The 12,542-nt window shown below is 56.1% G+C and carries 13 protein-coding genes and 1 pseudogene; 6 read left to right on the forward strand and 8 right to left on the reverse strand.

Going from position 1 to position 12,542, the window contains the following annotated elements; translation table 11 throughout:
- The first annotated feature begins 22 nt into the window (after nt 1-22).
- Entirely contained in the window at nt 23-1,159 is a 1,137-nt protein-coding gene (locus tag HU739_RS22325; RefSeq protein WP_186551500.1) for a radical SAM protein, read from the forward strand.
- A complete protein-coding gene (locus HU739_RS22330; RefSeq protein WP_186551501.1) occupies nt 1,156-1,932 on the forward strand; it encodes a dTMP kinase in 777 nt (258 codons plus the stop codon). The genes HU739_RS22325 and HU739_RS22330 overlap by 4 nt, the downstream gene beginning before the upstream one ends.
- Before the next feature lie 120 nt (nt 1,933-2,052).
- Here HU739_RS22330 and HU739_RS22335 read toward each other — a convergent pair whose 3' ends face one another.
- From HU739_RS22335 to HU739_RS22345, 3 genes are all read right to left on the reverse strand, one after another.
- Complete coding sequence (locus tag HU739_RS22335; protein WP_186550668.1) at nt 2,053-2,541, reverse strand: GNAT family N-acetyltransferase; 489 nt, start codon at nt 2,539-2,541, stop codon at nt 2,053-2,055.
- Nucleotides 2,542-2,629: 88 nt separating this feature from the next.
- On the reverse strand, nt 2,630-3,115 hold the full coding sequence (locus tag HU739_RS22340) for a GyrI-like domain-containing protein (RefSeq protein WP_186550666.1): 486 nt from the start codon (nt 3,113-3,115) through the stop codon (nt 2,630-2,632).
- 69 nt (nt 3,116-3,184) lie between these two features.
- Entirely contained in the window at nt 3,185-3,847 is a 663-nt protein-coding gene (locus HU739_RS22345) for a LysE family translocator (RefSeq protein WP_186550664.1), read from the reverse strand.
- 139 nt (nt 3,848-3,986) lie between these two features.
- Here HU739_RS22345 and alaC point away from each other — a divergent pair, with 139 nt between their 5' ends.
- The gene (gene alaC / locus HU739_RS22350) at nt 3,987-5,204 is read left to right on the forward strand and encodes an alanine transaminase (RefSeq protein ID WP_186550662.1); all 1,218 of its coding nucleotides are present in this window, start codon (nt 3,987-3,989) and stop codon (nt 5,202-5,204) included.
- 177 nt (nt 5,205-5,381) lie between these two features.
- Here alaC and HU739_RS22355 read toward each other — a convergent pair whose 3' ends face one another.
- Nucleotides 5,382-6,734 (reverse strand): GntP family permease, encoded by a 1,353-nt coding sequence (locus tag HU739_RS22355; protein ID WP_186550660.1) that lies wholly within the window; start codon nt 6,732-6,734, stop codon nt 5,382-5,384.
- An 82-nt stretch (nt 6,735-6,816) separates the two neighbouring features.
- The gene (locus HU739_RS22360; RefSeq protein ID WP_101155849.1) at nt 6,817-7,350 is read right to left on the reverse strand and encodes a gluconokinase; all 534 of its coding nucleotides are present in this window, start codon (nt 7,348-7,350) and stop codon (nt 6,817-6,819) included.
- A 216-nt stretch (nt 7,351-7,566) separates the two neighbouring features.
- Here HU739_RS22360 and gntR point away from each other — a divergent pair, with 216 nt between their 5' ends.
- Nucleotides 7,567-8,598 (forward strand): HTH-type transcriptional regulator GntR, encoded by a 1,032-nt coding sequence (gene gntR / locus HU739_RS22365; protein WP_186550658.1) that lies wholly within the window; start codon nt 7,567-7,569, stop codon nt 8,596-8,598.
- Between the two features lie 126 nt (nt 8,599-8,724).
- Here gntR and HU739_RS22370 read toward each other — a convergent pair whose 3' ends face one another.
- A complete protein-coding gene (locus HU739_RS22370) occupies nt 8,725-9,597 on the reverse strand; it encodes a LysR family transcriptional regulator (protein ID WP_186550656.1) in 873 nt (290 codons plus the stop codon).
- Nucleotides 9,598-9,719: 122 nt separating this feature from the next.
- Here HU739_RS22370 and HU739_RS22375 point away from each other — a divergent pair, with 122 nt between their 5' ends.
- Nucleotides 9,720-10,157, forward strand: a complete 438-nt coding sequence (locus tag HU739_RS22375) for a PACE efflux transporter (protein WP_186550654.1) — start codon at nt 9,720-9,722, stop codon at nt 10,155-10,157.
- Nucleotides 10,158-10,452: 295 nt separating this feature from the next.
- Nucleotides 10,453-10,881, forward strand: coding sequence for a hypothetical protein (locus HU739_RS22380; protein ID WP_186550652.1), 429 nt, complete (start codon nt 10,453-10,455; stop codon nt 10,879-10,881).
- A 65-nt stretch (nt 10,882-10,946) separates the two neighbouring features.
- On the opposite strand, the gene HU739_RS27105 is transcribed toward HU739_RS22380, so the two are convergent.
- Together HU739_RS27105 and HU739_RS27110 are read right to left on the reverse strand one after the other, a co-directional pair.
- Nucleotides 10,947-11,486, reverse strand: coding sequence for a methyl-accepting chemotaxis protein (locus HU739_RS27105; RefSeq protein ID WP_225922847.1), 540 nt, complete (start codon nt 11,484-11,486; stop codon nt 10,947-10,949).
- A 3-nt stretch (nt 11,487-11,489) separates the two neighbouring features.
- Nucleotides 11,490-12,266, reverse strand: a pseudogene (locus HU739_RS27110) (PAS domain-containing protein); the annotation flags it as partial.
- Nucleotides 12,267-12,542 lie beyond the last annotated feature (276 nt).

The following is a 12,542-nucleotide window of genomic DNA, read 5'->3' on the forward strand; positions in this document are numbered from 1 at the left end:
CGCACTGAACTGGAGACGAATCATGCTATTCGAAACAGTCGGCCTGAAACTCGAATTATTGTCTAATGGTGTTAATTTTTCTAAAGAATTCCTAGATTACTTTCAGAATCAATCGACTCACATTGAAAAAAGACGAGCATATGGTACAGGTGACAGTGTAATACTTGAATCAAACCCCCACACACCGCAGGAAATAATTTTAGATGGAAAAATCATCACAGCCGCTAATTACAATCCTAATTCAGCGTACCGAGTCGTCTTAGCAGAGGGATATCCTGCATTAAGGCTTGGAAGCAAAATTATAAAAATTACGTTCCCCACTAGACCAACAGTTTATGGAAAACACCTAAGCAACGGCGAGTTATTCGAAACACATTTAACCGTCTATGGAAATTCCACCCTCGGAGTATTTTCACCTGGCCACTGTTACTACTTCAATAATGGCCGAGAGTGCAAATTCTGCTCTCTGGGCGCTGCCAGGGAAAACCTTTCCGATCACAAAATGCGCATCAAAGGTGATTTGGCAGGAGAAGCAGTAGAGATAGCCACCGAGGTCGAGAGCGGACGTTACAAGAGAGTACTGTTTAATGGCGGCACGATCCGAAACTATGATAAAGGCTACTCAATGCATTTAGACTTGATGGAGCGTGTCAAAGAGAGAAACGCCGCAAGCAAACTCGAATATCACTTAATTTCAATGCCACCCAAAGATTTTCGGCTATTCGAGCGATTCAAGGGACTGGGCAATAATTTATCTATGAGCCTAGAAGTGTTCAATGCAGATTTGTTTTCTGAAGTTTGCCCTGGAAAATCACAGGATTACACAAGAGCACGCTTCCTCTCTGCGTTTGAAGCCGCTGTCGAGGTTCTTGGTCGCGGAAATGTATACGCAGGCTTTGTGGCAGGCATGGAACCTTTAGAGTCAATCATTGATGGCATCGAATATTTCGGAAATATGGGAGTGGTGCCCGCGGTTGCAGTATTTCACCCCGACGCCGGCTCACACTATTCTACAAAAGCGCGCCCTTCCGTCGACTTTCTAAATACAATCGGTAAAAAAATGTCAGAGATTTATCAACGAGAAGGCTTTAGGCCGTTAATAGAAGGAAGTGGAAGAAACTCTTTAGATACTGAAGCATATTTAGGAGGTTTCGCATGAATTATTCTTTGGACAAGGGAGTATTTATTGCATTCGAAGGTACCGATGGTGCAGGAAAATCGACGGTTGCGCGAGCGACATACGACAGAATTCTTGAATCCCATTCTGCATTGCGCTATATAGACAAAAATCGTCCTCCCGTGCCTACAGGCTATACAGAGTTTCATATGTCTCGGCTACGTGAAGTCTTATGGGATTATCCGGACAACGCTCCCCTGGAACAATTAGGTGACAAACACTGGATGAGCCTCATAGCTGCGTGGTTTCACGCCACAGATCATGCGGCTATAACACCTTTAATCAATTCTGGCACAAGTTGCATCGCCGATGGTTGGCACTACAAATACTTGGCGCGCTTCTTACTCAAGAGTACCGATTTGGCTAAGGATGCGTTGACAAATTTTTCAACAATTAGAAAACCTGACTTCGTAATTTTTTTAGATGTCGATCCGGCACTGGCAGCACAGAGAAAAGGATCATTTCGCCTTAGCGAGAGTGGAGCCTATGACGGCGCCAATGCAGATCCCCAGAAGGGCTTCATTGACTATCAGAATCGAGTTAGATCCAGTTATGAGCGATGCGGTCTGGAGAACTGGGTAAGAATCGATACAACCGACCTAAGTGAGGAAGCCGTTCTCGATAAGGCGGTGACTGCAGTCCAGAGCATTCTTTGTAGGGAGTATAAATCAACGAACGTTTCTAACGACGAGCTGATCGACGCCGACAGCTACGACCGGGAGGCGCCGAAACGGGTTATCGACTCCCTTTACTGACCCACCACAATCTCATGTGGGAGCGGGCTTGCTCGCGAATGCGGTATGTCAGGTAAATCAGCGCTGACTGAGGCACCGCATTCGCGAGCAAGCCCGCTCCCACAGGGGGGTTGGCGTTCCTTAGAGGGTCAGAATCATCTCATGCCACGCCATCCCGCCATGCTCGGACTCGGAGGGTTTGATGTAGGCAAAGCCGAACCCGGCATACAACGGAATATGCTGTTCCTTGCACATCAAATGAATCGTCGCTTTATCCATCCCACGCATGCGCTCGACGAACTCGGCGAGCAAACGCTTGGCCAGACCTTGCCCTTGATAACCCGGATGCACCACCACCGACATGATCACCACGTTCGGGCCTTTCGGGTCGTGGCCGATCAGTTCCTTGAACGCCTCGTCGGACATCTGCACATCAAACGCCGCACCTGAATTGATGAAACCGGCCACCACGCCGTCCACTTCGGCGACGACAAAACCGTCCGGCCAAGCGGCAATGCGTGTGGCGATCTTTTCGCGGGTGGCGGCTTCGTCGCCTTCGTAGGCGACGGTTTCGATGGCGTAGCAGCGGTCCAGGTCGGCGGCGCTGACGTTGCGGATAACGGTGTTCATGGCAACTCGAAAATCGGCGAAGTTAAGGCTGCCAAGCATAAAGCAGAATAACCGGGGCGGACATGATCCGCCTCGATTCGCGCTTCCATCAGGCCTTGATCGGCAACCAGATTTCCAGGCTGCCGGTGTTGAGTTTCGGGTTGAAGTCTTCGCTGTAACGCTCGAACTCCGGCGCGTCTGCCGCTTCCTGCCCCGACTGCGGCAACCAGGTATTCCAGATGTATTGGAAGGTGTCGGGGAGTTGCGTCAGTGACCCCTTGTGCTCGAACACCGCATATTTTTGCGGCTGAATTTCGACCCAGCGGTATTTCTCCGGCAGGTCGTCGAGCTTGTCGATTTGCACACCGGCGATGTATTCGAATCCGCCCTCGCCGTCCGCGTTGCAACACACGCCGTAGGTCACTTCACCGACCTGGGCGGGGATTCTCCCCAGATGCGGAATCAGCTTTTCCCACAACGCCGGGATGTCTTCGGTGGTGTCTTGGGTAAATCGTCCACCGAACCCGGCGATCAGCAGAAACTGACCATGTTCAAAACGAGGTTCGGCCACTTCGACGCGTGTTTGCTCATCCATGACGCGACTCCTTTGTTCAGAAAAGTGGGTTCGGCTGGGAGTATAGAAAGCCGAAGCCGTTTCGCACGGTTACAGCGAATGCAACTGCTCGACGGCGCCTGAGCCGACAAACTCGTTATAGCCCGATACGATCACGTACACTGCGAAATAGCAGAAGATCGCCGCTGATGCCAGATAGGAATAGCGCAGCAGCTTATCGCCCAGCAACTTGCCGCCGTGGCTCGCGGCAAAGCACAAACCGGCCGACCACAGCAGACCCGCGCAGAGAAAACCACCGAGAAACAGCGCCGAACTCAACGGGCCACCGCCACCGGAACGCGCAATCAACGTACCGCCGACAGCGGCAAACCAGAGGATCGCGCTCGGCGACGACATGGCGAGAAAAATGCCGCGAAAGAACTCCTTGCGATGGGAGTTCTGCCCCACTTCCGCCGTTTCCGCCAGCAGCGCTTCATGATGAATCGCCGAATAGATCATCTTCGCTGCAAAGTAGATCAGCAGCGCCGAACCACCGATCCACAGCACCCAGCGTACGCTTTCGTATTGCAGCAGGACGGTCATGCCGGCCAGCGCCAGCACCGCGTAGATCAGGTCCCCGACGCAAGTGCCGAGGCCCAGTGCGAAGCCCTGAAAGTAACCGCGTTGCATCGCCAACGTGATCATGGCGATGTTGGCCACGCCGATGTCCAGGCACAGCGAAAGGCTCAGCAAGAAGCCGCTGGTGAATTCCATTGACCGATTTCCTTCGGAAAAAAATGTTTAAAACCGCGCTGGACAGTATGCCATCACCGCCGTTATCTTCCGCCACAGGTCACCGCAGTGACCAGCGTCGCTCGGACGGTTCCGGGCGCTTACGTTATCCGAGGCAACAATGGCCGAACAAGGTTCGCCGCGCCGCTTTGCGCGCATTGATCGACTCCCCCCTTACGTTTTCAACATCACCGCCGAGCTGAAGATGGCCGCGCGACGTCGTGGTGAAGACATCATCGACCTGAGCATGGGCAACCCCGACGGCGCCACGCCGCCGCACATTGTCGAAAAACTCGTACAAGTTGCTCAACGCGAAGACACCCACGGTTACTCGACGTCCAAGGGCATTCCGCGCCTGCGCCGGGCGATTTCCAACTGGTACAAGCAGCGCTACGAGGTCGATATCGACCCGGAAAGCGAAGCCATCGTGACCATCGGTTCCAAGGAAGGCCTGGCGCACTTGATGCTGGCGACCCTGGATCAGGGCGACACAGTGCTGGTGCCAAATCCTAGCTATCCGATTCATATCTACGGCGCAGTGATCGCCGGCGCCCAGGTGCGTTCAGTGCCGCTGGTGCCTGGCGTGGATTTCTTTGACGAACTGGAACGCGCCATTCGCGGCTCGATCCCCAAGCCGAAAATGATGATCCTTGGTTTCCCGTCGAACCCGACCGCGCAGTGCGTCGAGCTGGATTTCTTCGAACGGGTGATCGCCCTCGCCAAGCAATACGACGTGCTGGTCATTCACGACCTGGCTTACGCCGACATCGTCTACGACGGCTGGAAAGCCCCGTCGATCATGCAGGTGCCCGGGGCCAAGGACATTGCGGTGGAGTTTTTCACCCTGTCCAAGAGCTACAACATGGCCGGCTGGCGCATCGGTTTCATGGTCGGTAATCCGGAGCTGGTCAGCGCCCTGGCGCGGATCAAGAGCTACCACGACTACGGCACCTTCACCCCGCTGCAAGTGGCGGCGATTGCCGCACTGGAGGGCGATCAGCAGTGCGTGCGCGACATCGCCGAGCAGTATCGTCAGCGCCGCAATGTGCTGGTCAAAGGCCTGCATGAACTGGGCTGGATGGTCGAAAACCCGAAGGCGTCGATGTATGTCTGGGCGAAGATTCCCGAGGCTTATGCTCACTTGGGCTCACTGGAATTTGCCAAGAAACTGCTGGCCGAAGCCAAGGTCTGTGTGTCGCCGGGAGTGGGCTTCGGCGAGTATGGCGACGATCACGTGCGCTTTGCGCTGATCGAAAACCAGGACCGGATTCGCCAGGCCGTGCGCGGGATTCGCGGGATGTTCAGGGCGGATGGCTTAGTGGCAAAATCTGGCGGCTAACGCAAAACCTGTAGGAGTGAGCCTGCTCGCGATAGCAGTGTGTCAGTCACCGTAAATGGCATTGACACACCGCTATCGCGAGCAGGCTCACTCCTACAAGAGAATGTGCCCAGCCTCAAAATTTCACCCACAAAAAAACCGCATCGCTGCGGTTTTTTTGTGTCTGCAAGGTGCCGCTTAAACGAACAGCGACAGCAGCAAGATGAAGCCCAACGCGACGATGGACAGGATGGTTTCCATCGCGGTCCAGGTCTTGAACGTCTCGGCCACGGTCATGTTGAAGTACTGCTTGACCAGCCAGAAACCGGCGTCGTTGACGTGGGACAGGATCAGCGAACCGGCACCGGTGGCAAGCACCAGCAGTTCACGGTTGACGCCCGGAATCATGCCAACGACCGGCACAACAATACCGGCGCCAGTGATGGTCGCCACGGTGGCCGAACCGGTCGCGATACGGATCACCGCCGCCACCAGCCACGCCAGGAGGATCGGCGAGATCTGCGCGCTGACCGCCATGTGGCCGATCACGTCGCCCACGCCGCTGGTCACCAGCATCTGCTTGAAGCCACCGCCGGCACCGATGATCAGAATGATCGCTGCGGTTGGCGCCAGGCTTGCGTCCAGCCATTTGAGCATCTGGTTGGAGCCGATGCCCTGCTTGTAGCCAAAGGTGTACAGCGACAGCAGCAACGCCAGCAGCAGTGCAGAGATCGGGTGGCCGATCATGTCCATCCACAGGCGGAAGAAATTGCCGTCCGGCAGCGCCACGTCAGCGAAGGTTTTCAGCAGCATCAGGAACACCGGCAGCAGCACGGTCACCAGGGTAATGCTGAAGCTCGGCAGGATGGCCGAATCGTTTTCGCGGGCCAGTTGATCGACCAGTTCCTGATTCGGGTGACCGGGAATGTGCTTGGCAATGAAGGTACCGAAGATCGGACCGGCAATGATGGCGGTCGGAAGTGCGACGATCAGACCGTAGAGAATGGTCTTGCCGATGTCAGCGCCGAACACGCCGATGGCGAGCAGCGGACCCGGGTGCGGTGGCACCAAGCCGTGCACCGCGGACAGGCCGGCGAGCAGCGGGATACCGATCTTGATGATCGACACACCGGTGCGGCGCGCAACGATGAACACCAGCGGAATCAGCAACACGAAACCGATTTCGAAGAACAGCGGAATGCCCACCAGGAACGCGGCGAACATCATCGCCCACTGGACTTTGTCTTTACCGAACGCACGGATCAGGGTCTGGGCGATCTGATCGGCCCCGCCGGATTCGGCCATCATTTTGCCGAGCATGGTGCCCAGGGCGAGGATGATGCCGACGAAACCGAGCACGCCACCGAAGCCATCCTGGAACGCCTTGATGATGGTGTTGATCGGCATGCCGGAAGTCAGGCCGAGGAACGCGGCGGCGATGGTCAGGGCAATGAACGGGTGAATCTTGAATTTGGTGATCAGGATAATCAGGCCGATTACCGTGACCACTGCATCGAGCAGCAGGAACGTCTCGTGGGACATGCCAAACATGGGGGGTGTCTCCTGGATTGTTGTTGTTATTAAAGCGGGTTGAACAGAAGTCGGGAGGACAGCGCTGTCTTTTTCAACATACTCATACCGCCTGTTTCAGGCCGTTGGCCTGCCACCAGACGTGAGCCTGCAAGGCCAATTCCTCAACGCTGTGTACCGAGGCGTTGAGCGCCAGGGTCAGCGGCTCGCCCTTGGGCGATTCGAGGGTGGCGAACTGGCTTTCGATCAACGTCGCCGGCATGAAGTGGCCCGGGCGGTGGGACACACGCTCAGCAGCGACTTCCGGGGTCAATTCAAGAAACACGAAACCCAGGCCAGGCAAGGCACTGCGCAGACGTTCGCGATAACTGTGTTTAAGCGCCGAGCAGGTCAGTACAGGGCGTTGACCGTCGGCATCGACACGACGCAGTTCATCGCACAGGCTGTCGAGCCAGCCGGCACGGTCGTCGTCGTTCAGGGGGATCCCCGCGCTCATCTTTTCGATGTTCGCGGCCGGATGAAAAGTATCGCCTTCAATGGCAGTGGCGCCGCTCAAATGGCACAGGGCCTGGCTGACGCACGTCTTGCCGCAACCGGCAACGCCCATGATGACCAGGGCGGTGATGGGATGACTCATATAACACCTCAGCGCGCAGACAGCGCTACCTTTGCTAGCTATGACTCTAGTGCACAGGCAGAAGTTGCCGACGCCTTCTTGTCGTTTTTTTGGGTTGCAGCAGGTTTGTTCCTAACGCCAAAGAGCACTGATCAGGCAGGACCGCGCTCACGCATTTGCAGCTGCATCAGGACAGCGCTACCTTAGTGCCTTGATTTTTGTTTGGCAAGCCACCCGATGACCCCCCCTAAAAACGATAAAAATACCCGCACCACTGGCCGCCCCACCCTCAACGAAGTCGCCCGCCTGGCCGGTGTCAGCCCGATTACCGCCTCGCGCGCCTTGCGCGGCGTCAGCACCGTGGCCACCGAACTGGTGGAAAAAGTGCAGAAAGCCGCGCTTGAACTCAACTATGTAGTCAACCCTGCCGCCCGCGCGCTGGCCTCGGCGCAGAGCCATTCGGTGGTCGTGCTGGTGCCGTCGCTGTCCAACCTGCTGTTCATCGACACGCTGGAAGCCATTCATCGGGTGTTGACGCCCAAGGGCTTCGAAGTGCTGATCGGCAACTTCCATTACTCGCGCGACGAAGAAGAAAATCTGCTGCGCAATTACATGGCTTATCACCCGCGCGGTTTTCTGCTGACCGGGTTCGATCGCACGGAAAGTTCGCGGCGAATGATCGAGGCGAGCAATATTCCCTGCGTGTACATGATGGAACTGGACAGCGCTGCCGGGGTCAATTGCGTGGGCTTTTCGCAGCTCAGCGCCGGAGAAACGGCGGCCGAGCATTTGCTCTCCCGTGGACGCAAACGTCTGGCCTATATCGGCGCACAGCTCGATCAGCGCACCCTGCTGCGCGGTGAAGGGTTTCGCAAAGCGTTGCAGAAAGCCGGGCGCTACGACCCGGATCTGGAAATCCTGACTCCGCGTTCTTCATCCGTGGGATTGGGGGGGGAGTTGTTTCTGCAATTGCTCGCGGCACATCCGGATGTCGACGCGATCTTCTTTGGTAACGACGACCTCGCCCAGGGTGCGCTGCTGGAAGCCTTGCGCAATGGCATCAAGATTCCCGAGCAGGTGGCGATTCTCGGTTTCAATGACTTGCCGATGTCCGAACACATGGTGCCGCGTTTGAGCAGCATCAACACCCCACGCGAAGCGATTGGCCGGCGGGCGGCGGAACAGATGCTGACCTTGATGGCCGGCAACAAAGTGGCGCGGCCGGTTGAGGACATGGGGTTTGAGCTGAAGGTTCGCGAGAGTACCTAACTCTCCGCTGATCATTCCCTGTAGGAGTGAGCCTGCTCGCGATAGCGTTGTGTCAGGTAATGAATGTGTTGAATGACACTCCGTCATCGCGAGCAGGCTCACTCCTACAAGGGATCAGCGTCGGGATCAGTGACTGAGTAAATCCACAAGGGCCTGCGCGCCCTTCTGCAACGGCTGGCTCTTGAGCCACACCGCATGCACCGGCATGACCAGCCCATTTTCGATGTTGCGAAAACTCAGCCGTTTCAACCGCCCGGCCTCCAGCCATGGCTGCACCACCGACAGCGGAAAGTTTCCCCAGCCCAACCCCGCCTCGACCATTTCCATCGCCGTCTCCAGGCTGTCCGTGCGCCAATACGATTCAGCCACCAACGGACGGGTTTCACTGATCGGCAAGTCACGGCTGGCGACGATGATCTGCCGAACTTGAACCAGATCCTCCAGAAACACATCCCGCCCCTGCAACAGCGGACTGTCCGCCGCCAGTGTGGCGATCATGCGTTCGCTGCCGACGAACTGGAACTGCTCCAACACATTCACACTCAACCCGGCAAAGGCTAGGCACACACTGACCCGGCCGCTGTGCAGCATCGCCAGCACATCATCTTGCGGGGCAGTCAGCACTTCGATGTCGAGCAACGGATGTCGCTCGGCGATCAACTTGATCGCAACCAGCAACCGCCGCCGATCAATGTCCGCAACCACGCCAATCGACAACTTGCTTTCCAGCCCCAGCGACAACTCCACCGCATGCACTCGCAACTGCTTGAGCTGCTCGGCGATCAATCGTGCGTGAGGCACCAGTGATTGCGCCATGGCGGTGGGCTGGGGTTCGCGATGGCTGCGGTCGAACAAGGCGTAGCCAAGCTCGGCCTCCAGGTTGGCGATGCCCATGCTCACCGCCGACGGCACTTTGCCCAACTGCCGCGCGGCAGCGGAAAACGAGCCGCGTTCAATCACGGCGAGGAACAATTCGATGCTGTCGCTGTTGAAGCTCACACTCACCACCTATCAATAAAACTGAAAGCTACCGACTTTTTCTGTCAGCTCTATTGAAGCTATCTTTCGTCGCCTCCGCCAGCCCGGCTGGCCAATACTCAGCAAGAAAGAGGCAAATCTGCATGCAAGGCGTGAAACGCAAACTGGTCTACGTGTCGCTCTACGAAATAATCGGCATGACCTTCTCGGCCCTCGGCCTGGCGTTGTTATCGGGCACATCGCCGGGCAGCACCGGGCCACTGGCGGTGATCATCACCACTATCGCCGTCACCTGGAATTTCATCTACACCTCGTTGTTCGAATACTGGGAAAGCCGCCAGATCTCACGCACCCGCACGGTGAAACGGCGTATCGCCCACGCCGTCGGCTTTCAACTGACCCTGATCGTGTTCCTGATTCCGTTGATTGCGTGGTGGATGAATATCAGCCTGGTACAGGCGTTCCTGCTGGATCTGGCACTGATCATTTTCATCCCGTGCTACACGTTTGCGTTCAACTGGCTGTTCGATCGGATCTTCGGTTTGCCCGCCTCGGCGCTGCCGGACTCGGCAACAGCATAACGGTACGTCGCGCTACTAGCGTTACGCGCCAGAACATGTTGATCATGTTGACCATTACTAATTCGGCCTGCTCACGCGGAACTGGCGTGGGAGAATATTGCGCATCGCTGATGCAGTTTGTGACAAGCCCCTGCTGAACGGCATTTGGAGGCAATCGTCCTTAGACCGTTTGTCGGAAACGATACCGAACCTGTAATTTCTGACAGTAGACGCTGAGCTTTGCCTGAAGAACCATGGAACGGGTCATGCGACAGCATGGCTGGCTCTTTGTCAGTCACCAGCAAGGAAGGAAATCATGTCTAAAGATCTGCAAAACAAAGCCACGACGGCCATCGGGCACATCGCTATATTTGCCAATGAGGAAGCCCAAGGAGAGGAAAGCCTATCCATCACACGACGTGTATTGTCGTTGGACTCCGATAGCCTGTATATCGCTGGAAATGTACGTAACGACATGACGTCCCACGGAGCGGATATTTATATCAATGCCGCAATTGTGGCCGGTACTACTTATATTTTCGAATCACGACCAAATGGTGGTAACTACATTCCCAAGGTATGGGAAAAAGGTTCGTGGACTGCACTGTCCCCTGGCGGAAGGATCACCATCGAAGAGGTCGACGTCGTTAACCAAACTGTAAAAGGCAGTTTCGAGTACACCGCGCAATCACCAAGTGGGACAAAAACTGCGAAGGTCCACGGCAACTTTAATTTAAGAAAATAAGCGACAGCCTCGAGCAAGCTGCTTGAAACTGCCCCACCCTGCAGTCGGGGCAGTTGTAGGGGCTGTCAGTTCAATTGCAGGGTTTCATTGAACTGACTGATCGCATCCACCACGTGCCGCGATCCCTGCTGGATCTCCAAAATCACCTCCCCCGCCTCGTTCGCCAGCTCCACGCCCAGCCCGGTGCGGCTCAGGCTCGACTGCATGCTCGACACAGCGCTCAGCGACAAGTCATGGTTCCTGCGTACCACATCGACAATTTCCAGGGTCGCCTGACTGGTTCGCGCCGCCAGGCTGCGTACCTCATCGGCCACGACGGCGAAACCGCGCCCGTGCTCACCGGCCCGCGCGGCTTCAATCGCTGCGTTGAGCGCCAGCAGATTGGTCTGATCGGCAATGCCGCGAATGGTCTGGACGATGCTGCCGATGATGTCCGACTGTTTGCTCACCGCATCAATGCTCACCGCCGCTTCATTCAGATCGCGGGAAATGTCCTGAATGATCTGTACGGTCTGCTGCACGACCTGTGAGCCTTTTTGCGCGCAGGCGTCGTTTTGTACCGAAGTGCTGTGGGCCGATTCCGCAGCATTCTGCAACGTGGTCATTTGCTGGGTGATGTCACTGGCGAACTTCACTACTTTATACAACCGGCCCTTGGCGTCGAACAATGGATTGTAAGACGCTTCGAGATAAACCATCTGCCCGGACTTGTTCTTGCGCTCGAAGCGGTGCGAGTGATATTCGCCGCGGTTGAGCGAGGCCCAGAACGCCTTGTAGTGCGCTGATTCGGCTTCGGCGCGATGGCAAAACAGACTGTGGTGCTGGCCGACGATTTCGTTGAGCGAGTACTGCATGATTTGCAAGAAGTTGTCGTTGGCCGTGATGACGTTGCCTTGCGGGGTGAACTCAATGACGGCCATTGAGCGGCCGATCGCCGCGAGCATGGCTTCCTCTTCGTGTTGTTTGTTGATTCGCCCGGTAATGTCCGCTGCGACCTTGATCACACTTCTGACTTGCTTGTCGGGGCCATAGACCGGCATGTAACTGGCTTCAAGCCAGATTTCCCTGCCGCTCTTGTTCAAGCGCAGAAAAGTCCCGCTGAGTGGCTCGCCGCGGGCCAGGTCGCGCCACAACCGGGCGTAGTCTTCACTGCGATAAAACACTTCTTCGCAGAATATCCGGTGGTGTTTGCCGCGCACTTCTTCGGCGCTGTAGCCCATGGTCTTGCAGAAGTTTTCATTGGCATCCAGAACGATGCCTTCAGGGGTGAATTCGATCATCGCCATGGAACGGCTGATCGCCTCCAACTTGGCGTTGGCCTCGGTCAAGGCGCAACTGAAGCGTTCAATCTGCTGCAGGTCAGCCTTGTGATGTAGGTTGAACATGGTTCTATCACCTTTCGCGCGATCTTTGGTTTGATGAAAGTGCAGGTCTTTCAAGATCTACCACTACGCTCCACAGAACAGGCACACGCCTTCCTCCACGGGGAGGAAGTTGTCAGGTGATAAATGATGATCAATCGGAGAGTCCATGCAGCGACGCTCTAATCAAGACATCCTTTTCTTGATAGCCCGCACGCGGGCCAGCCCTAACGCGTTGAGGAACTTCCATGTCACAACCGCTCCTTGTTGGTTCAGTGTCGGTGCCTTGATTGCGCACTC

The organism is Pseudomonas hamedanensis (assembly GCF_014268595.2).
Lineage (GTDB): Bacteria > Pseudomonadota > Gammaproteobacteria > Pseudomonadales > Pseudomonadaceae > Aquipseudomonas > Aquipseudomonas hamedanensis.

Bases quoted from the DNA above. Each gene is read 5' to 3' on its own strand.
- HU739_RS22325 (WP_186551500.1), top strand. From the start codon at position 23: ATGCTATTCGAAACAGTCGGCCTGAAACTCGAATTATTGTCTAATGGT.
- HU739_RS22330 (WP_186551501.1), top strand. From the start codon at position 1,156: ATGAATTATTCTTTGGACAAGGGAGTATTTATTGCATTCGAAGGTACC.
- HU739_RS22335 (WP_186550668.1), bottom strand. From the start codon at position 2,541: ATGAACACCGTTATCCGCAACGTCAGCGCCGCCGACCTGGACCGCTGC.
- HU739_RS22340 (WP_186550666.1), bottom strand. From the start codon at position 3,115: ATGGATGAGCAAACACGCGTCGAAGTGGCCGAACCTCGTTTTGAACAT.
- HU739_RS22345 (WP_186550664.1), bottom strand. From the start codon at position 3,847: ATGGAATTCACCAGCGGCTTCTTGCTGAGCCTTTCGCTGTGCCTGGAC.
- alaC (WP_186550662.1), top strand. From the start codon at position 3,987: ATGGCCGAACAAGGTTCGCCGCGCCGCTTTGCGCGCATTGATCGACTC.
- HU739_RS22355 (WP_186550660.1), bottom strand. From the start codon at position 6,734: ATGTTTGGCATGTCCCACGAGACGTTCCTGCTGCTCGATGCAGTGGTC.
- HU739_RS22360 (WP_101155849.1), bottom strand. From the start codon at position 7,350: ATGAGTCATCCCATCACCGCCCTGGTCATCATGGGCGTTGCCGGTTGC.
- gntR (WP_186550658.1), top strand. From the start codon at position 7,567: ATGACCCCCCCTAAAAACGATAAAAATACCCGCACCACTGGCCGCCCC.
- HU739_RS22375 (WP_186550654.1), top strand. From the start codon at position 9,720: ATGCAAGGCGTGAAACGCAAACTGGTCTACGTGTCGCTCTACGAAATA.
- HU739_RS22380 (WP_186550652.1), top strand. From the start codon at position 10,453: ATGTCTAAAGATCTGCAAAACAAAGCCACGACGGCCATCGGGCACATC.
- HU739_RS27105 (WP_225922847.1), bottom strand. From the start codon at position 11,486: ATGACCACGTTGCAGAATGCTGCGGAATCGGCCCACAGCACTTCGGTA.